Below are 18,773 nucleotides of genomic sequence, written 5' to 3'. Positions count from 1 at the left end.
AATATTAAACAGCAGGAAGAGCCAATGCTGCCGGGTCCTGCCCCAGCTGCAAGGCGATGGCGCGCACGACGAGATTGTGATCCTCGCGCTGCGGCAAGCCCGAAACGATGGCGGCTCCAATCACACCAACGCCCGCAACGCGGATCGGGAATCCACCGCCCGCCAGCGCGTAATCAGTTACATCCAGCGCCTTATGCGGCGCAAACATCCGGTCTTCACGATTTTGTTCCAGAACCAGACGATAGGTCGAAGCATGGAAACGGCGCACGACATTGAACTTGCGGCGCAGCCATTCAGAATTATCCGCCGTGGTGCCGATAGTCGCCGCGAAGAACAAACGTCGGTCCCACAGCGAAATATCGATGCCCACGCCGAGCTTTTCCTTCACGGCGATATCGCGAATTCTATGGCCGAGCGCAAAAGCGTCGTTCTCGTCGAAAGACGGAAAAATCAGTGCCTGTTCCTGACGGATGATCTGCCCGATCGCCAATTTGGTGTCGTCGCCTTGCGCCACGTTTATCGCTCCATGGAAACTCAGATGGGTTTCTTGTGCCCCTTCATTCACATGTTTGCAACAGCGGATATCCACCGACGTTCATCGCCAAACTTGATTGATGGTACACAAGACGCTAGTGGAACCTTATGGCTCAGAACCCCAATATCGATGTGCCTTTGAAGGGCGACCAAATTCCCCCGTTTGTGGAGACAGCCGTGTTTAAGCGCGACGTGTTTTCCGAAACGCGCGCGGGCTATTTTGCGAACGATCCCGACACGCGCATTATCCGCCGTGTGGTGAGCGCTGCTCCCTGGTGGTCGAGCCCGCTTGCATGGATTCTCGCCCGGCGCGAAATTCGCGGTCTGAAGACCGTGCGCGGCATTGAAGGTGTGCCGCAGCTGATCGCAACGGATCGCGACGGCCTCTATCGTTCGTGGACGGAAGGCACGCCGCTGCATCTTGCGCGCCCGTCCGATCCGAAATGGTATCGCACCGCGCATCGAATCTTACGCGATATGCGCCGTCTTGGCGTCACGCATAACGATCTTGCCAAGCCGCAAAACTGGCTGATGACGCCGGAAGGCGAAGCCGCGGTAATCGACTTCCAGCTTGCCAGCGTCCATCGTCGTCGTGGCGCGCTCTATCGGCTGATGGCGTATGAAGACTTCCGCCACCTCATCAAGCAGAAACGGGCATTCGCCAAGGATCTGATGACGCCGACGGAAAAGCGCATTCTGGCGCGCCGTTCGCTGCCCTCGCGCATCTGGCTCGCCACCGGCAAGAAGGTCTACAACTTCATCACACGCGGCATTTTCAGCTGGTCGGATGGTGAAGGCACGGGCGACCGTATCGACAATGAAGGCCCGGCGATTCTGGCCGCACTCAAGTCTGATCCGCGCGTCAAGGACGTGGCGCTGGCGCTTTATTCGCTGCCAGCCAAGGGCGTGGGTCTCTATGCTTTCGTGGAAACGCTGGATGCGGACGAAAAAGCCTGCGGGCGCGTCTGAAAAGCCAGAAGGTGGAGCTGATCCAGCCGGTCGCGCACCTGCCGCGTCGTGAAGACGGCACCATTCGCGACGATATCCTGCGGCTGATCGCCATGAACCAGATGACGGAGCTGGATGACCTGCTGCAGCGCGAGCCGGAACTGCGCGGCCTTGTGGAAGCGCTGGCCGCCCATCGCCTAAACTTCACGGACCGGCGCGTTACTCAATTAGAGTAGTCGAATATTTTAACCGTTTCGCTGGTCTTTCAGCCACGAATCATTACATTCGGGGTCAGATGTCCGATTTTCCCGACGATATGCCGTTTTTCGGCGATGATGCACCGGCTGGCCGCGCGCCAGCTACCGGCGGTATTGCGGCGCGCGCCATGGCCGCGCGCAACCAACAGCGTGGCGAGCCTGACTACCTGAAAGGGCTGAACCCGGAACAGCGACAGGCCGTGCTGACGACCGAAGGCCCGGTTCTGGTGCTTGCGGGTGCGGGCACCGGCAAGACCCGTGTTCTGACCACCCGCATCGCCCATATCATCACCACCGGCCTTGCCTATCCGAGCCAGATTCTCGCCGTGACCTTCACCAACAAGGCCGCGCGCGAAATGAAGGAGCGTATCGGTCATCTGGTCGGCGGCGCGGTGGAAGGTATGCCATGGCTTGGCACGTTCCACTCCATCGGCGTGAAATTGCTGCGCCGCCATGCGGAACTGGTCAATCTCACATCCGATTTCACCATCCTCGATACTGACGATGTGATCCGGCTGATCAAGCAACTCATTCAGGCGGAAGGTCTGGATGACAAGCGCTGGCCTGCGCGCACTTTCGCCAATATGATCGACGGCTGGAAGAATAAGGGCTTTGGTCCCTCCGACATTCCGGAAGGCGATGCGCGCTCGTTCGGCAATGGCAAGGGCCGCGAATTGTATCAGGCCTATCAGGAGCGCCTGCGCACGCTCAACGCCTGCGACTTCGGCGATTTGCTGCTGCATCCGATCCGCATCTTCCGCAACCATCCCGATATACTGCGCGAGTATCACGCCAAGTTCCGCTATATTCTGGTGGACGAATATCAGGACACCAACACCGCGCAATATCTCTGGCTGCGCCTGCTCGCACAACGACCGCAGCCAAGAAACGCTCCTGATAGCCGTACCCCGCTTTCCTTACCTCAGGGTGAGGGTTCGCGCGTCAATCTGTGCTGCGTTGGCGATGACGATCAGTCGATTTACGGCTGGCGCGGGGCGGAAGTGGACAACATCCTGCGCTTCGACAAGGATTTTCCGGGCGCGGTTGTCATCAAGCTTGAGCGCAACTACCGCTCGACCGCACATATTCTTGGCACCGCCGCGCATCTGATCGCTCACAACGAAGGCCGTCTGGGCAAGACGCTTTTCACCGAAGCGCCAAATCCCGACGATCCGCGCGTGAAAGTGCATGCAGCGTGGGATTCGGAAGAAGAAGCCCGCGCCGTTGGAGAAGCGATCGAACAGGCGCAACGTCAGGGCCATATGCTCAACAACATGGCGATCCTCGTGCGTGCTTCCTTCCAGATGCGCGAATTCGAAGACCGCTTCGTGACGCTTGGTCTCAACTATCGCGTTATCGGCGGCCCGCGCTTCTATGAGCGGCTCGAAATCCGCGATGCGCTGGCCTATATGCGCGTCGTCGCGCAGCCAGCCGATGATCTGGCGCTGGAGCGCATCATCAATACACCGAAGCGCGGTCTGGGCGAAGCGGCCATCCGTCAGGTTCACGACTATGCCCGCGCGCGTGACATTTCCATGTTCGCCGCCGCCTGTGACCTGATCGAAACGGAAGAGCTGAAGCCAAAGCCGCGCTCCGCCTTGCGCGAAGTGGTGGAAAACTTCCTCCGCTGGCAGTCGCTGCTCGACAACACACCGCATACGGAACTGGCCGAAACCATTCTCGACGAATCCGGCTACACGGCGATGTGGCAGAACGACAAGTCGGCGGAAGCGCCCGGACGGCTGGAAAACCTCAAGGAACTGATCCGTTCCATGGAGGATTATGAAAGCTTGCGCGGCTTCCTTGAGCATATCGCTCTGGTGATGGATGCCGAACAGAATGAAGATATGGATGCCGTCAACATCATGACGCTGCATTCGGCCAAGGGTCTGGAATTCGAAACCGTATTCCTGCCCGGATGGGAAGAAGGCCTGTTCCCCCACCAGCGCGCGCTCGATGAAGGCGGACGCTCCGGGCTGGAGGAAGAACGCCGCCTCGCCTATGTCGGTGTCACCCGCGCCAAGAAAAACCTGCATATCTGGTTCGTGTCCAACCGCCGCATTCATGGCATGTGGCAATCGACCATTCCGTCGCGTTTTCTGGAAGAACTGCCGGAAGCCCATGTCGAGGTCGCCGAGCTGGAAGGCAATTACGGCGGCTATGGTGGTGGTTACGGCCAGTCCCGCTTCGACCGGGCCGATCCGTTCCAGAATAGCTATTCGACGCCGGGCTGGCAGCGCGCGCAGCAGAACCGCTCGGACGCCACCCGCAACAATTGGGGTTCACGCTCCGGCAGCCGCGTCGAGCGCGTCGGCTATGGCGAAACCGATTCCGGTTTCGGCGCCGGACGCGGTTCGGTCAAGGGCCGCACCATCGAAGGCGAACTGGTCGCGAAATCGGTGGCCGACAAGCCATCGGCTTTCAAGGTCGGCGACCGCGTGTTCCATCTGAAATTCGGCAATGGCAAGGTCGCCGTCGTCGACGGCAACAAGCTGACCATCGACTTCGACAAGGCCGGACAGAAACGCGTGCTCGACAGCTTCGTCCAGCCAGCCTAATACGAAATGCAGCGAGCCGGATTATTCCGGCTTGCCTTTTTCCCACGTCACATCGCCCCTGAAGAGCGGCACGGTCGAGAGCGAGGTCTTGGCCGAACCGTCCTGCACCTGACTGGCGTGGGCCAGATAAAGCAGCGTATTGTTCTGCTTGTCATAGATGCGCGTGATGACGAGCTTCTTCCAGATCAGGCTGGTACGCTCGGAAAAGACGCGCTCGCCCTTCTGGCTGAGTTCGATATCGCCAATGATCATCGGCCCGGTCTGCTCGCAGGAAATCGAGGCATTGGACGGGTCTTCAAACCATTTTCCCTTTTGCAGACGGTCGATCATGCTGCGCGAGAAGGAAGCGAGATGACAGGTCACACCCTTGACCTTCGGATCGGGCACCGCATCGATGACGATGTCGTTGCCGACCCAGTCCACGCCAACCTTGCCGACCTGTTCGGCAGCGGCTGGAAGGATCGAAACGCCCAAAAAAGCCAAAGCGGCGAAAGTCTGCTTCATCTCGGTCTCCTTGAAATCCTGTCAGGAGAAGTGGCGCAGCTTGCCCCTCTTTGCAAGAGGTTACTGAAACACGCCCGTCAACGACCACCCTCTTCCCATTTGTCCAGAAAATCGCCGATTGCCATGGCTTGAATGTCGGGCACAGCCTCATAGAGCTTTTCAACCGACCAGTCCCACCAGCAAAGTTTCAGAAGGCGTTCGATAGTGGCATTGTCAAAACGCGGGCGAATAAGTCTGGCCGGAACGCCGCCGACCACCGTATAGGGCGCGACATCCCTGGTCACGACCGCATTCGCGCCGATCACTGCGCCATGGCCGACCGTCACGCCCGGCGTGATAACCGCGCCATGGCCGATCCAGACATCATTGCCGATCACCACCCGTTTCGCCTGACGGCGCGCGCGAAAATCGCCATCGACACCCAGATAGCGGAAATATTCATTGGGGCGGTAGCTCAGCTTATGCGTGGTCAACCGTTCCATCGGATGTTCCAGCGCATTGATCCGCACATTGGCCGCGATGGAGCAAAACTTGCCGATCTCGGCATAAATGCCTTCGCCGTTGCGCTCGAAATAGGTGAAGTCGCCGACTGTCACTTCGCGCAATATGACCCGCTCGCCGATATCAGCATAGCGTCCGAGCTTCGAGGATTTGAGCTGCGCCGTTGAATGAATGCGCGGCTCGCTGTTCTGGAAACGAAGATCGTCGGAATTGGCCATCAAAAGTCTCAGGGTTTTGAAGGCGACTTAAGCCGCCTGCTGCGAACTCTGTTCGCTCGATAAGTATGCCTTGATAACATTCGGCAGCACATCGTCAAACTTTGCGAGCAGCGCTGCATGAATTTGCGCCTGAAACTGCGGCTCGAACCGTTCGAAGCCCTGCACACAGCCGAACGGAGCCGAACCGTTTCGGATTTTGTCCAGCTCCTCGCCCCAATGCCTGGCTTGCACAAAGTCGAGATAAGCCAGTTCCCGTGCCGGGTGGACGGGCATGTTGTGCTGCGCAATTTCCAGATGGTTGGCGAGCGAAACCGTGTTGAACTGTTCGATATTGCGATAGCGGAACCCCACCTGCCGGTTCAGGACATCGGGGCGTTGGGCAAAGAACGAGGCCAGCGTGCTGCGTCTCAGTGGATGCGGGTGATGATGGATGCTCAGGAACCTGTCCTTCACCCCGGCTGTGACAGCGCCTTTCCATTGCGCAAGGCGGAATTTCGGGAACGTATATTCGTATCGGGAAATCTTTCCGAGAAAGCGCCGTAGCTTGTACTTCCAGCGGGAATTTTCTGGTCGCACCCAGTCGCCATGCAATCTGGGGCGTCCGTTTTCATAAAGGTCGGACACGTCCAACGGGGCATTCAGAAAGAAATCATCGTTGGAATAGATGAAATGTTCCGAAAGGCCCGGTATGCGCCACACTGCGCCTTCAATCGCTCTCGCATTAAAGGACGGGCGAGCCGCGGGCAGACCTTTGAAAATATCGTCATGCGAGACAATCTGGATGAAGGACGGATCGCATTTTCCCTCGGTCGCGAAAGCATCGAGCAGCCGCGGCTTCTGATTGTCGGTGATGATGAAGATACGCCGTATGAACGGCGCGAACTTAATCACCGAGGCGATATTGTAATAGATTTCGCCATTGTCGAAGTAGCGCTCACTGGTTACCGCTTCGAAATGTGTCTTTTCGGAATCTGGCGCAAATTTCTGCCGCGAGGCCTTATGCGCCGGGTCCTGACCATCCACCCACGCAATTACGTAATCGATTTCCAATGCGGTTCTCTTGAAGTATTGCAGTTTTATAACTGAAATATAACAATCCGCCGGTCGATACCAAACGAAATAGCAGACTTCCACGTTCAACTTTGGTTGTCCGGCAAACAAAATGATTGAACAAAAATTTCAGAAATTATTGAAAACTGAGAAAAGAACCGTAGATTAGGCCCACTTAGAGCGGTTCCGGTTAAAACGGTATCGGGCAACCGCTCTATCTATTTATTTTTACGCATTATCCTACGCAAAGCCGCTACGCACTTTTGCTGGAAATGCTCTAGAAGTGCGTGATTATAAAGCACGCGAAGGCGCGCTCAGAAATGCAGGGTTCATCGGACATGAAAAAATTTCTGCCCATCTTCATCATTGCCTTCATCGTCGTGATTGTCGGCGCTGCTGGTTTCAACATGTTTCGGGACCGTCAGGCGGCGAAGGAACCCTTCGGCGGACCGCTCAATCTCGTCACGATGGATGGACAGCCCTTTACCGAAAAAGACCTGCGCGCCACGCCTTCGGTCATTTTCTTCGGCTTCACCCATTGCCCGGATGTCTGCCCCACCACGCTTTACGAGCTTGACGGCTGGCTGAACCAGCTGGGTGATGAAGGTCAGGACCTCAAGGCCTATTTCATCACCGTCGATCCTGAGCGCGACACGCAAGACATCATGAAAACCTATGTCGGCAATGTCTCGAAGCGCATTGTCGGCATCACCGGCACGCCGGAAAATATCGCCGACATGGTCAAGTCGTACCATGTCTACGCCAAGAAGGTTCCAGGCGAAGACGGCGAATACAGCATGGATCACACCGCATCCGTCTTCCTGCTCGACAAGGGCGGACGTTTCCGCAGCACCATCGCCTATCAGGAAAACCCGGACACCGCACTGCAAAAGCTGAAGAACCTCGCCAAGGGCGCTTCCGCCGGCTAGTGGTCTGATTCCAACATTTGCATCCCTCGGTTCACGCGCTGAGTAAATGTTGGAATCAAAAAGACCACTAGCAAGTATATGTATGTAGTGGATTTTTCGAATTTGACGTTTGAAACAGCATCTATGTCAGCCGGGATTCAAACGTCAAATTCAATCCACTAGTTCAAAGCCGAACCCTGCTTTCTTTGGCAACCGCCCTTTGGCGGGCATGTAAATCCCAAAGATTCGGAGCGCCATTTATGTGTTCGGATGGACGCGCGGCGCTCTGACAGCTAAACAGAAGCTCTTGAACTTTTAGAGAGCTTTTTACCTCATGGCCCAGTCACGACTTTTCTTTTCGGCGAACAAGGCGGAAGCCGAGCGCGTTTACAATATTCTCGAGCAGGCTTTCGAGGATGACGGCTTTCCCATCGCCATCACCGAAATTGATGAAGACCGGCAGATTTTCGAAGTTTCGGTCTATGTCGAGGACGGCGCTGAAGAGGTCGCGGCCCGTGTGGATGAGCTTGTCGGTGCCGACAAGTTCGAAACCGAGGAACTGCCGGATATTGATTGGGTCACCCATTCGCTGGAAGGTCTGAAGCCGGTTCGCGCCGGGCGTTTCTTCGTCCATGGCTCGCATGACCGTGACAAAATAGAACCGAACGACATTCCGATTGAGATCGATGCGGGTCTGGCCTTCGGCACGGGCCATCATGGCACCACCGCTGGCTGCCTCGAACTGATCGAGGAAGTCGTTGAGAACGAACATCCAACCAATGCGCTCGATCTTGGAACCGGCAGCGCCGTGCTGGCCATCGCCATTGCAAAGCTCGCGCCGATCCCGGTCCTTGCCACCGACATCGACCCGATTGCTGTCACCGTCGCGGCAGAAAACGCCGCCAAAAATGGCGTTGCCGAGCATGTCATCACGGCGACGGCAGAAGGTTTCGACCATTCGATCTTCCGCTCCTATACGCCTTTCGATCTGATTGTCGCGAATATCCTCGCCAATCCGCTGATCGAACTTGCGCCCTCGCTGAAACAGCATCTGGCTCCGAGCGGCTCGATTGTTCTCTCCGGCATCCTCGACAGCCAGCATGATGCAGTGCTCGCCGCCTATCAGGCGCAGGGCCTGACGCATCAAAAGACGCTGCATCGCGAAGGTTGGGTGGCGATCCATCTGAAATAATGCGATCCCGGAGACGGGACGCAAGAACGGTTATCTTCCATCTGTTGTGAGTTAGACCCATGGCTTTTCAGTCCTTTGACGTCACCACCAATCCGGCCAATGGCGCGCCCCGCGTGGCGAAGCTGCGCGAGAAAATGGCGGCCCTCAGCCTTGATGGTTTTCTGGTGCCTCGCGCCGACGAACATCAGGGCGAATATGTGCCGCCTCATGCGCAGCGCCTCGCCTGGCTGACGGGTTTTACCGGCTCGGCAGGTGCGGCTCTCATCCTGAAGAAATCGGCCTATGTCTTCATCGACGGACGTTACGAATTGCAGGTTCGCGCGCAGACCGACCCGAAAATCTTTTCCTATGAAAGTCTGGTCAGCACGCCGCCATCCGTCTGGCTGGCCGAAAACGGCAAGGGCCTGACTATCGGTTTCGATCCATGGCTCCACACCATTTCCGAAGCCCATGCGCTTCGCGAGGCGCTGGAAAAGCAGGGCGGCACGCTGGTTCCGGTCGAAACCAATCTGGTCGATGCGGTGTGGGACGATCAGCCCGCCGCGCCAACCGCTGCCGTGACCATCCAGCCCGCACGTTTTGCGGGTCATGAAGCCGCAGACAAGATCAGGGACATGCAGAAGGCGGTCACTGCCAGCGGCGCCACGGCCACCGTGCTGACGGATCCCTCGTCGGTCGCATGGGTGTTCAACATCCGCGGCAAGGATGTTTCCAACACGCCCCTGCCCTTGAGCTTCGCCATCATTCCGGCCAAGGGCGAACCGGAAATATTCATCGACGAAGCCAAGCTTGCCATTGAGCCCCGCGCTTATCTGACCCAGCTTGCCAAGCTGTCGGCTCCCAGCAATCTGGAAGGCCATCTCAGCGCACGCGCCGCAAAGGGTGAAGCCATTCTGCTCGACCCCGCACTTGCGGCAGAAAAACTGCGCCTGATTGTCACCGGCGCAGGCGGCATTGTGATCGAAGGCAAAGACCCTGCCCGCATTCCACGGGCGGTAAAGAACAAAGCCGAGCTTGACGGTTCACGTGCCGCGCATGAGCGCGACGGCGTGGCGATGGTCAATTTCCTGTCCTGGGTCGATGAGCAAAAGCCCGGCACGCTGGATGAAATCGGCGCAGCACAAAAACTGGAAGAATCACGCGCCAGCGCTGGACGTGATTTCCAGATGCCGCTGGAAGACGTGTCCTTCGACACGATTTCGGGCGCTGGCCCCAATGGCGCGGTGATCCATTATCGTGTCAATACCGACACCAACCGCACGCTACAGGATGGTGAGCTTTATCTGGTCGATTCCGGCGCACAATATCGCGACGGCACCACCGATATCACCCGCACGGTTCCGGTGGGCAAAATCGCGCCTGAAACCATCAAGGCTTTCACACTCGTGCTGAAAGGAGTGATTGCGATCAGCACGGCGCGTTTTCCCGCAGGCACGCGTGGACAGGATATTGATGTTCTCGCCCGCATCGCGCTGTGGAAACACGGCTTCGATTATGCCCATGGCACCGGCCATGGCGTCGGCGCTTATCTCTCGGTGCATGAAGGACCGCAGCGGATCGCCAAGACGGGTTCGCACGAACTTCTGCCGGGTATGATCCTCTCCAACGAGCCGGGCTACTATAAGCCGGGCTCGTTCGGCATTCGTATCGAGAACCTTATCATCGTCACCGAGCCGGAACTGCCGGAAGGCGGTGACATTCCGATGATGGGCTTCGAAACGCTGACTTTCTGCCCGATTGATCGTCGTTTGATCGACAAGGCGCTTTTGACGCAGGAAGAGCTGGACTGGCTCAACAATTACCACGCCCGCGTGCGTGCAAAGCTGTCAGGCCATCTGAAGGATGCGGAACGCAAGTGGCTGGAGACCGCCACCGCCCCGCTATAAGTTCAAATTGGGAAAAAATGGCGTAGCGCAATCAATAGCGCTGCGCCAGCAAAGAACATCGTCATCATGCTGACCCGCAAGGACAGGATGATGCAAACGGCCAGCACGAGCAGTTCGCGCCAGCCATGATCGGATGCGGGCGCGGCGACAATCGCCGTCAGCACAGCCGCAGGCACTGCATTCAGCGCCGCTTCCACACGATAATGCAAACGCTCAAAACGCGACAAAACCAGATGCCCGCCAATACGGGTCAGATAGGTGAAGAAGGCTGCGGCAATGATGATCCAGGTCGTGGTATCCATGGGCGTCAAACCTTCGCATTCTGCGGCTTAGCGAGAAGCGCGGCAAGCAACACGCCCCCGGCGGCCCCAAGCGTTACATGCCAGGGCGAACCGACGAATTTATAGGCGGCGATGGCAGAAATCGCGCTGACGACAACCACCTGCCACCAATGCCTGCGATGCCGGAAACTCATCACCATGCCGAGGAAGTAGATCGGCAGCAGGAAGTCGACGCCAATCGCGTAAGGATCGGAAATCAGGTCGCCGAACATCGCGCCAACCCATGTTTCCAGAATCCAGCAAATATAGGTCGTCAGCCCCAGCCCCATATACCACGAGAAGCTGATCTTCTTGCCTGCTTCGCTGCGAATCTCCACCTCCGCATATTGCGGGTCGACCAGCACGAAGAAGGCGACGGCCTTCTGCAAGAATGAGAAGTGGCGGATGCGCCGCCCTACTGTCGCGGAATAGAGCACATTGCGGAAATTGACCGCGAAGATGGAGAGAACAATCATCCATGGTGCGATATTCTGCCCGAACAGGTCGAGGCCGACCATCTGGCTGGCGCCGGCATAGAGCGATGCGCTCATAAACACCGCTTCGCCGACGGACAGGCCATTATCGATAGCGACCGCACCGAACAACACGCCGAAAGGTGAACCCGCCAGCACAATCGGCACTGCACGTTTCGCGCCTTCGATAAGCTCGCTGCTCGCAGAGACCTTTGCAGGCCTGAAACCCTGGTCCACGGAATCCCCTCCTTCAGCCAAGGAGCCATTAGAGCCTGAATCAAAAAGCGGCATGTGTGTGCGAAAATGGTGATTTTCGAATACCGGAGCGGAGCGTACTTAAGGTACGTGAGCACCGGAACGTAGAAAATTGCCATTTGCAGCCACACCGAACGACTTTTGGAACAGGCTCTTAGGCAATTCCATGACGTGTTGGAATACGTTTCCGGTAAAAATCATACAAATAGAGACGGTGCGGTCAGTTTATCTGATTGACGCAACATTTAGGCACCACTCATGCAGATAATTGATGCGGCGATCAATCCGGCTGATCTGGCGGCAGTGTGCCTTCAATCTTTCTGATCCAATCGACCAGAGGCCGCGCGCGCTCGACAAAGTCAACCAGCCGGTCCGCAAGCGCTGCCTCAGTGATGCTGTCCGGTTCGATTTCCATGCGCACGGCAAAATGGCGATTGCGAATCGCCTCCACGAGATCGGTTTCCGTCACGCTCTCAAAACCACGCGGAGTGCGCTTCAAACGGTCATTGTCGCTGATCTGCAAACCGTTCTTTTTCAGCTTTGTGACCACGGCGCGATAGTCTTCCGGCTTCTCGGAAATCGCTTTGCGGATGGCCAGCAGAAGCTTCGGCTTCGGCCCCCACCAGGCAACACCGGCATAGCAATCGCGCACGCCGGGCAGACCGATGCAGACATAAAAACAGCCGCTTTCGTCCCATTTGGTACCGGAGCGTGAAAGCAGCGCCGAAAGGTGCCGGTTATAGGGCGCTTTGTCCTTGGAAAACCGCGTATCGCGCTTGATGCGGAACTGCGATTTGACGCGGTCGCCCTTGAAGCCAAGCCCCGCTTTTTCAAAGCGGGCACTCAGTTCTTCAATCAGATCGCCAAGCGGCTCTTTCAGGTGTTCCTCAAAGAGATCCTTGTTCTCCACAAACCATTCCCGGTTCTGGTGGAAATCGAGCGCCTTCAAAAATGGAATAGCCTTGTCGCCAAACCCCTTGAACGGTGCCATTCGATCAGCCCTCCCCGACGAGCTTGAACCAGGCGTCTTCATCGATAACTTCGATGCCAAGCTCTGCGGCTTTTGCGAGCTTGGAGCCAGCACCCGGACCCGCCACCACAAGATCGGTTTTCTTGGAGACGGAACCGGCGGTCTTCGCGCCGTAGCGCTCCGCCATGGCCTTGGCCTCGTCACGGGACATGCGTTCCAGACTGCCGGTAAACACCACCGTCTTGCCTTCCACCGGCGAGCCAGTGGCGACACGCGCCGCTTCGTCCAGCGGGGTCACTTCCGCCAGAAGAGCGGCCAGCACGTCGCGATTATGCGGCTCACCGTAAAAATCCACCACCGCTTCCGCCACGATGGAGCCGATGCCCTCGACAGCCAGCATTTCCTGCCAGGCATCATTACCCTTGTCGGTGCGGTCGCCACCTTTGGGAGGCTGAGCTTCCAGAGCCGCTTTCTCAAAAGCGGCATAGGAAAGATAAGCGCGTGCAAAACGCTTAGCGTTGACTTCGCCGACATGGCGGATACCGAGGCCGAACAGAAAGCGGCTGAGCGCGATTTCGCGCCGGTCATTGATCGCGTCATAGAGCTTCTTCACCGACGTTGCGCCGAAACCCTCGATGTTTTCGAGCTTCTTCAGAGGCGATGCAGCCTGACGCTTTTGCAGCGTGAAAATATCGGCAGGCGATTTGATCTTCAGGTTTTCATCTTCGGCATGGAAGAAGAACTCGACCTGCTTTTCGCCGAGACCCTCAATGTCGAAGGCATTGCGCGACACGAAATGGCGAATACGCTCAACGGCCTGCGCAGCGCAGGTCAGCCCGCCCGTGCAACGATAGACGGCCTCGCCTTCCTCGCGCACGGCATGACTGCCGCAGACCGGGCACTGGTGCGGGAATGGAAATGGCACCGCACCGGCGGGCCGCTTTTCCAGCACCACATCGACGATCTGCGGAATGACATCGCCAGCGCGCTGCACGATCACCGTATCGCCGATGCGAATGTCGCGCCCTTCGCGGATCGGCTCGCCCTTCTGGCCGATGCCCTTGATGTAATCCTCATTGTGCAGCGTGGCATTGGTCACCACCACGCCGCCGACGGTGATCGGCTCCAGTCGCGCTACTGGCGTCATCGCACCGGTGCGCCCGACCTGAATATCGATGCCGCGCAGAATGGTGGTCGCCTGTTCCGCCGGGAACTTATGCGCAATCGCCCAGCGCGGGCTGCGCGAGCGGAAACCAAGCCGCGTCTGAAGATCGAGCCGATTGACCTTATAGACCACGCCATCGATATCGTAGTCGAGATTGGGGCGCTCCAGACCAATGGCACGGTAATGGGCGATCAGTTCATCGACGCTCGACAGGCGCTTCATCAGCGGATTGACGGGGAAACCCCAGCTGCGAAAAGCCTCGACCATGCCAAGCTGCGTATCGGCTGGCATATCGGACATCTCGCCCCAGGCATAAGCGAAGAAGCGGAGCTTGCGGCTTGCCGTCACCTTGGCGTCAAGTTGGCGCAGCGAACCAGCCGCCGTGTTGCGCGGGTTCACATAGGTCTGCTTGCCTTCGGCTTCCATTTGGGCGTTGAGCGCCAGAAAGTCGCTCTTGGCCATATAGACCTCCCCGCGCACTTCCACCACCGATGGCGCGCCCGCCGGGAGCCGGTTTGGGATCTCGCCGATGGTGCGGATATTGGCGGTCACGTTTTCGCCCGTCGTACCGTCGCCGCGCGTTGCGCCGCTGACCAGAACACCGTTTTCATAGCGGATCGACATGGAAAGCCCGTCGATCTTCGGCTCGGCGGTAAAGGCGATGGAATTGTCCGGCAATTGCCCCAGAAACCGATAGACGCTGCCGACGAAATCGCGCACGTCCTCGTCCGAAAAGGCATTGTCCAGCGACAGCATGGGCCGCGAATGCACGATAGGTGCAAAAGTCGCCAGCAGAGGCGCTGCGCCCACACGGCGCGAAGGGCTGTCATCGCGCACCAGTTTCGGGAAACGCGCTTCTATCGCCTCATTACGCCGCTTTAGCGCGTCATAATCGGCATCCGAAATCTCCGGCCTGTCATTGGCATGATAAAGCTCATCGTGATGAGCAATCTCACGCGCCAGTCGCTCCAGTTCGGCAGCAGCTTCAAGGTCGGTCAGTTTTTCAACGGGAGTTTCGGACATATGCGACAAGCATCCTGGCTATCTGAATCGACCAGAAACATATCCAAGAAAAGTCATTTAGCCTACAGCCGCCTGACTTTACGAACAGAGGATACTGCCAGATAGCTGTCAGGAGGCCAGAGCGCTGTTTTCCGCGAGCAGTCGCTCCGCCGCCGCGCGCGCCTCATCGGTGATGCTGGCACCGGCGAGCATACGGGCGATTTCTTCCTGACGCTCATCCACGCCGATGGACCGGATCGATGTCGACATGCGGTCTTCATGGGTCGCAGATTTGGCAATCAGGAAATGCGTCGATGCACGGGCCGCCACCTGCGGTGCATGGGTGACCGAAAGCACCTGCACCCGCGACGACAGCCGCGCCAGACGTTGGCCGATGGCATCCGCCACGGCACCGCCCACACCCGTATCGATTTCGTCAAAAACCAGCGTCGGCGCGGAACCGCGATCCGCCAGCGCCACCTTCAGCGCCAGAAGAAAACGCGACAGCTCGCCGCCGGAAGCAACCTTCATCATCGGACCGGCGCGCGTGCCCGGATTGGTGCGCACCCAGTATTCCACCGTATCGATGCCTTCGGCAGCGCGCGCTTGCGGGTCGGTGATCATCTCCACGAGGAACTCGGCGCGTTCCAGCTTGAGCGCGGGCAGTTCCGCCATGACGGCAGTTTTCAGATGCTCCGCCGTATCCTTGCGCCGGGCGGACAATTCCGCCGCCGCCGCGTCATAGGCAGCGCGTGTCTCGGTCGCCTGCGCTTCAAGTTGCACCAGCTTTTCCGCGCCTGCGTCCAACTCGGCTAGATCGGCGTCCATCTTGTCGCGCAGCGCAGGCAAGCCTTCCACAGCGACCGAATATTTGCGCGCAGCCGCACGCAGCGCGAACAGGCGCTCTTCCACCTGTTCCAGCACGCGCGGATCGAAATCGATCTCCCGCATGGCGTGGTCGATGCCGTCCTGCGCTAGAGCCAGACTGTTCAGTGCTTCATCGATGGCTTTGCAGACCGGCTCCAGCAGATGCGGCGCTTCCGGGATTTTACGTTCCAGACGGCGCACCAGACTTGCCAGTGTCGGCACTGGCGAACCATTGCCTGACAGAAGCTCGCCCGCTTCGTTCACATCACCGGCGATCTTTTCGGATTTCATCATCACCGCGCGACGTTCGGCGAGTTCGTCTTCCTCGCCGGGCTGCGGATCAAGCTTGGTCAATTCTTCGACGGAAGAGCGCAGATAGTCACCTTCGCGCTCGGCTGCTTCCACGCGAGCGCGATGACGCGACAAGGCGGTTTCCGCATCGCGCCACGCCTTGTGCCGTTCGCGCACCACGACCGCCTCGGCGTCGAGACCGCCGAAAGCATCCAGCAATGTCCGGTGCAGATCGGTATCGATCAGCGCACGGTCATCATGCTGGCCGTGGATTTCCACCAGCCTGCGACCCAGATCGCGCAACAGTGCAACGCTTGCCGCCTGATCGTTGATGAAGACGCGCGTGCGCCCATCGCCCATCTGGAGGCGACGCAGGATGACGTCGCCGTCATCGTCAAAACCATTTTCGCGAAGGAAAAGTCGGGCCGGATGACCGCCCGGCACATCGAATACCGCCGTCACCTGCCCCTGATCCGCCCCGTGGCGAACCAGTGAAGCGTCGCCACGCGCACCGAGCGCCAGCGACAGCGAATCAAGCAGGATGGATTTACCGGCGCCGGTCTCGCCCGTCAGCACGGACAAGCCGGTCTTGAACTCGATGTCGAGCCTTTCAATCAGGACAATATCGCGGATCGAGAGGTGCGACAGCATGTCGGGCTCAAACTGTTATGAACCGCCGCCCGTGATGAGCGACGAAGCCTTGGCCAGCCATGAGCCACCGTTTTCGCGTGGTTCCAGACCACCGCTCTGCAAGAGCTTGTAGCTGTCCTTGTACCACTGGCTGTCCGGAAAATTCTTGCCGAGGACGGAAGCGGCCATCTGGGCTTCCGAGGTCAGGCCGAGCGCATAATAGGCTTCGACCAGACGCGCCAGCGCTTCTTCCACCTGACGGGTGTTGGAATATTCCTCGACCACGCCGCGGAATCGCTTGATGGCGGCCAGATATTCCTTGCGTTCCAGATAATAGCGGCCGACCTGCATTTCCTTGCCGGCGAGCTGATCGCGGGCGAAGCGGATCTTGGCCTTCGCATCGTCGGTATATTCCGAATCCGGGAAGCGATCGACCACTTCCTGCATCGCGGCGATGGCGCGGCGGCTGGCAGCCTGATCGCGTGTCACGTCCGGAATCTGACGGAAGTAGGAAAGACCGATGATGTAATAAGCGTAAGCCGATTCGGGCGATGTCGGGTAAAGCGTGTTGTAACGCTTCGCCATGCTGATCGCTTCTTCGTAGTTACCCTTGCGGTAATTGGTGAAGGCAGCCATCACGAGCGCCTTGCGTGCCCATTCCGTATAGGGATGCTGGCGGTCGATGGCAGCGAACTTCTTGGAGGCTTCGTCGAGACGGCCTGCATCCAGATTGGCCAGACCTTCATTATAGAGCTTGTCGGCAGGATCGATCGTCTCAACATACTTGGTGAGATCGATATCGTCGTCCTTGCTGGCACAACCGGCGAGCGGGATAAGAACGGCGATAGCGCCAGTCAACAGCGCAGTTTTCGTCACACCCGTGAATTTGAAACTCGTCATGCGGTCTCCGGCCTTCTGGCAGCGTCATTCCTGTTTGAAGCAACGTGCGCGCTTGTAGCATTGCAACCGTGCTTCATCCATCCAAATCATTCAACTTTGGCAAAGATTAAACAATGCCAAGGCTGTTTTGGCCGTCCATAAACCACATGCAGGCGCAATCGTCTAGCTCTACAATCGCCAGATTTTGGCCGAAACACTGTCCGGACGGCTCCTTCGCATCCTGTGAACCGTGAAGATTGGTCCCCTCATCGACCCGCCGCAAAACGGAAGGCGACTCGTATCGCAATGGTGAACCGGCGAACACGGCTCAATTAAGGCCATGCGCCGGGATCATCCAAATTATTGTGGACGATGCTGCGAGAGGTTTAAAGCGCCCAGGGTGCCGCGATATTCGGCTTCACCGCAACGAAATCCGAGCTCTTCGCATTGCGACGCACACCAGATGCCTCGACGATATCGAAAGCGCTCTTGTCGGCAAGAAGCGCCTTCACCGTCTCTGCGTTCAGGCGATGACCGCTGCGATAGGAACGGAAGCAGCCGATGAACGGCAGACCGGCGAGCGCCAGATCACCCACCGCATCCAGCGTCTTGTGACGTACGAACTCGTCCTTGAAGCGCAGACCACCCGGATTGATGACCGAATTGTCGTCGCCGATGACCAGAGAATTGTCGAGCGATGAACCCAGCGCATGACCGGAGGCCCAAAGACGCTCCACATCCTTCATGAAGCCAAAGGTGCGCGCAGTGGAAATTTCCTTGCGGAACACCGCCTCGTCCATGTCATTGGCAAATTTCTGACGACCGATCAGCGGGCATTCGAAATCGATCTCAACTTCAAATCGCGTGCCGGAGAACGGGCGGAACTCGCCCCAGGAGCCACCGGCTTCCACACGAACCGTCTTGAGAATACGGATGAAACGGCGCTTGGCCTGCTGCGTGACAATGCCCGCCTCGTCAAGCGCTTCGATGAAGCGCGCCGAGGTGCCATCAAGAATAGGCACTTCCGGGCCATCAACCTCGACGATCAGATTGTCGATGCCAAGTGCTGCAATAGCGGCCATCAGATGCTCGACGGTATCGATCTTCGCTTCTTTCGGTCCAAGCGAGGTGCACAGGTCAGTCGCGCCGATTTCCGAAACATGGGCACGGATTTCGCGCGCGCTGCTTTTCAGGTCCGAGCGCTGGAAGACAATACCCGTATCCGCATCGGCAGGAAGAAACGTGGCCGAAGCCGGAGCGCCACCATGGACACCCACACCGGAGAGGGTCACCGCACGACCAATTGTCTTCTGATAAGCGCTCAAGACTGTTCCAATCTATTCATAATCAAGAATATACGCGCAG

General features: G+C 58.0%; 15 protein-coding genes and 1 pseudogene. 5 read left to right on the top strand and 11 right to left on the bottom strand.

What is annotated here, in order from left to right; translation table 11 throughout:
* Window positions 1-4 precede the first annotated feature (4 nt).
* Window positions 5-514, bottom strand: coding sequence for a heme-degrading domain-containing protein (locus QLQ11_RS01270; RefSeq protein ID WP_109369392.1), 510 nt, complete (start codon window positions 512-514; stop codon window positions 5-7).
* Window positions 515-642: 128 nt separating this feature from the next.
* On the opposite strand from QLQ11_RS01270, the pseudogene QLQ11_RS01265 reads away from it, so the two are divergent.
* Window positions 643-1,718 (top strand): annotated as a pseudogene (locus QLQ11_RS01265) (serine/threonine protein kinase).
* Window positions 1,719-1,777: 59 nt separating this feature from the next.
* On the top strand, window positions 1,778-4,297 hold the full coding sequence (locus QLQ11_RS01260; protein ID WP_109369394.1) for an ATP-dependent helicase: 2,520 nt from the start codon (window positions 1,778-1,780) through the stop codon (window positions 4,295-4,297).
* A gap of 21 nt (window positions 4,298-4,318) precedes the next feature.
* On the opposite strand, the gene QLQ11_RS01255 is transcribed toward QLQ11_RS01260, so the two are convergent.
* From QLQ11_RS01255 to QLQ11_RS01245, 3 genes are all read right to left on the bottom strand, one after another.
* Window positions 4,319-4,801: a CreA family protein gene (locus tag QLQ11_RS01255; RefSeq protein WP_109369395.1), complete on the bottom strand. Its 483-nt coding sequence runs from the start codon at window positions 4,799-4,801 to the stop codon at window positions 4,319-4,321.
* 77 nt (window positions 4,802-4,878) lie between these two features.
* On the bottom strand, window positions 4,879-5,520 hold the full coding sequence (locus QLQ11_RS01250) for a DapH/DapD/GlmU-related protein (protein ID WP_109369396.1): 642 nt from the start codon (window positions 5,518-5,520) through the stop codon (window positions 4,879-4,881).
* 27 nt (window positions 5,521-5,547) lie between these two features.
* A complete protein-coding gene (locus tag QLQ11_RS01245; protein WP_109369397.1) occupies window positions 5,548-6,570 on the bottom strand; it encodes a Stealth CR1 domain-containing protein in 1,023 nt (340 codons plus the stop codon).
* A 338-nt stretch (window positions 6,571-6,908) separates the two neighbouring features.
* Here QLQ11_RS01245 and QLQ11_RS01240 point away from each other — a divergent pair, with 338 nt between their 5' ends.
* The 3 genes from QLQ11_RS01240 to QLQ11_RS01230 all read left to right on the top strand — a co-directional run bounded on the left by QLQ11_RS01240 (window position 6,909) and on the right by QLQ11_RS01230 (window position 10,556).
* On the top strand, window positions 6,909-7,499 hold the full coding sequence (locus tag QLQ11_RS01240) for an SCO family protein (RefSeq protein ID WP_109370262.1): 591 nt from the start codon (window positions 6,909-6,911) through the stop codon (window positions 7,497-7,499).
* Between the two features lie 313 nt (window positions 7,500-7,812).
* Window positions 7,813-8,670 (top strand): 50S ribosomal protein L11 methyltransferase, encoded by an 858-nt coding sequence (locus QLQ11_RS01235; RefSeq protein WP_109369398.1) that lies wholly within the window; start codon window positions 7,813-7,815, stop codon window positions 8,668-8,670.
* A 59-nt stretch (window positions 8,671-8,729) separates the two neighbouring features.
* Window positions 8,730-10,556: an aminopeptidase P family protein gene (locus QLQ11_RS01230; RefSeq protein WP_283735916.1), complete on the top strand. Its 1,827-nt coding sequence runs from the start codon at window positions 8,730-8,732 to the stop codon at window positions 10,554-10,556.
* Between the two features lie 2 nt (window positions 10,557-10,558).
* Here the strand turns inward: QLQ11_RS01230 and QLQ11_RS01225 are convergent, their stop codons facing one another.
* The 7 genes from QLQ11_RS01225 to lpxC all read right to left on the bottom strand — a co-directional run bounded on the left by QLQ11_RS01225 (window position 10,559) and on the right by lpxC (window position 18,733).
* Window positions 10,559-10,858, bottom strand: a complete 300-nt coding sequence (locus QLQ11_RS01225; protein WP_109369400.1) for an AzlD family protein — start codon at window positions 10,856-10,858, stop codon at window positions 10,559-10,561.
* Window positions 10,859-10,863: 5 nt separating this feature from the next.
* Window positions 10,864-11,586, bottom strand: coding sequence for an AzlC family ABC transporter permease (locus tag QLQ11_RS01220; RefSeq protein ID WP_109369401.1), 723 nt, complete (start codon window positions 11,584-11,586; stop codon window positions 10,864-10,866).
* A gap of 298 nt (window positions 11,587-11,884) precedes the next feature.
* Window positions 11,885-12,595 (bottom strand): DUF2461 domain-containing protein, encoded by a 711-nt coding sequence (locus tag QLQ11_RS01215; protein WP_109369402.1) that lies wholly within the window; start codon window positions 12,593-12,595, stop codon window positions 11,885-11,887.
* Window positions 12,596-12,599: 4 nt separating this feature from the next.
* Window positions 12,600-14,762: an NAD-dependent DNA ligase LigA gene (gene ligA, locus QLQ11_RS01210; RefSeq protein ID WP_109369403.1), complete on the bottom strand. Its 2,163-nt coding sequence runs from the start codon at window positions 14,760-14,762 to the stop codon at window positions 12,600-12,602.
* A gap of 108 nt (window positions 14,763-14,870) precedes the next feature.
* Entirely contained in the window at window positions 14,871-16,550 is a 1,680-nt protein-coding gene (recN, locus tag QLQ11_RS01205; protein WP_121536394.1) for a DNA repair protein RecN, read from the bottom strand.
* A 15-nt stretch (window positions 16,551-16,565) separates the two neighbouring features.
* Window positions 16,566-17,429, bottom strand: coding sequence for an outer membrane protein assembly factor BamD (locus QLQ11_RS01200; RefSeq protein WP_109369405.1), 864 nt, complete (start codon window positions 17,427-17,429; stop codon window positions 16,566-16,568).
* Window positions 17,430-17,794: 365 nt separating this feature from the next.
* The gene (gene lpxC / locus QLQ11_RS01195; RefSeq protein ID WP_109369406.1) at window positions 17,795-18,733 is read right to left on the bottom strand and encodes a UDP-3-O-acyl-N-acetylglucosamine deacetylase; all 939 of its coding nucleotides are present in this window, start codon (window positions 18,731-18,733) and stop codon (window positions 17,795-17,797) included.
* Between the last annotated feature and the right edge of the window lie 40 nt (window positions 18,734-18,773).

The organism is Ochrobactrum sp. SSR (assembly GCF_030067775.1).
In the GTDB taxonomy this organism is placed as follows: Bacteria; Pseudomonadota; Alphaproteobacteria; order Rhizobiales; family Rhizobiaceae; genus Brucella; species Brucella teleogrylli.
The sequence above is the reverse complement of the archived record's forward strand: the minus strand, read 5'-3'. Positions and strand labels throughout refer to the sequence as shown.

Excerpts from the sequence above, each read along its gene's own strand:
- QLQ11_RS01235 (WP_109369398.1), top strand. The coding sequence starts at position 7,813 with ATGGCCCAGTCACGACTTTTCTTTTCGGCGAACAAGGCGGAAGCCGAG.
- QLQ11_RS01240 (WP_109370262.1), top strand. The coding sequence starts at position 6,909 with ATGAAAAAATTTCTGCCCATCTTCATCATTGCCTTCATCGTCGTGATT.
- QLQ11_RS01215 (WP_109369402.1), bottom strand. The coding sequence starts at position 12,595 with ATGGCACCGTTCAAGGGGTTTGGCGACAAGGCTATTCCATTTTTGAAG.
- QLQ11_RS01200 (WP_109369405.1), bottom strand. The coding sequence starts at position 17,429 with ATGACGAGTTTCAAATTCACGGGTGTGACGAAAACTGCGCTGTTGACT.
- ligA (WP_109369403.1), bottom strand. The coding sequence starts at position 14,762 with ATGTCCGAAACTCCCGTTGAAAAACTGACCGACCTTGAAGCTGCTGCC.
- QLQ11_RS01250 (WP_109369396.1), bottom strand. The coding sequence starts at position 5,520 with ATGGCCAATTCCGACGATCTTCGTTTCCAGAACAGCGAGCCGCGCATT.
- recN (WP_121536394.1), bottom strand. The coding sequence starts at position 16,550 with ATGCTGTCGCACCTCTCGATCCGCGATATTGTCCTGATTGAAAGGCTC.
- QLQ11_RS01260 (WP_109369394.1), top strand. The coding sequence starts at position 1,778 with ATGTCCGATTTTCCCGACGATATGCCGTTTTTCGGCGATGATGCACCG.
- QLQ11_RS01230 (WP_283735916.1), top strand. The coding sequence starts at position 8,730 with ATGGCTTTTCAGTCCTTTGACGTCACCACCAATCCGGCCAATGGCGCG.
- QLQ11_RS01255 (WP_109369395.1), bottom strand. The coding sequence starts at position 4,801 with ATGAAGCAGACTTTCGCCGCTTTGGCTTTTTTGGGCGTTTCGATCCTT.
- QLQ11_RS01225 (WP_109369400.1), bottom strand. The coding sequence starts at position 10,858 with ATGGATACCACGACCTGGATCATCATTGCCGCAGCCTTCTTCACCTAT.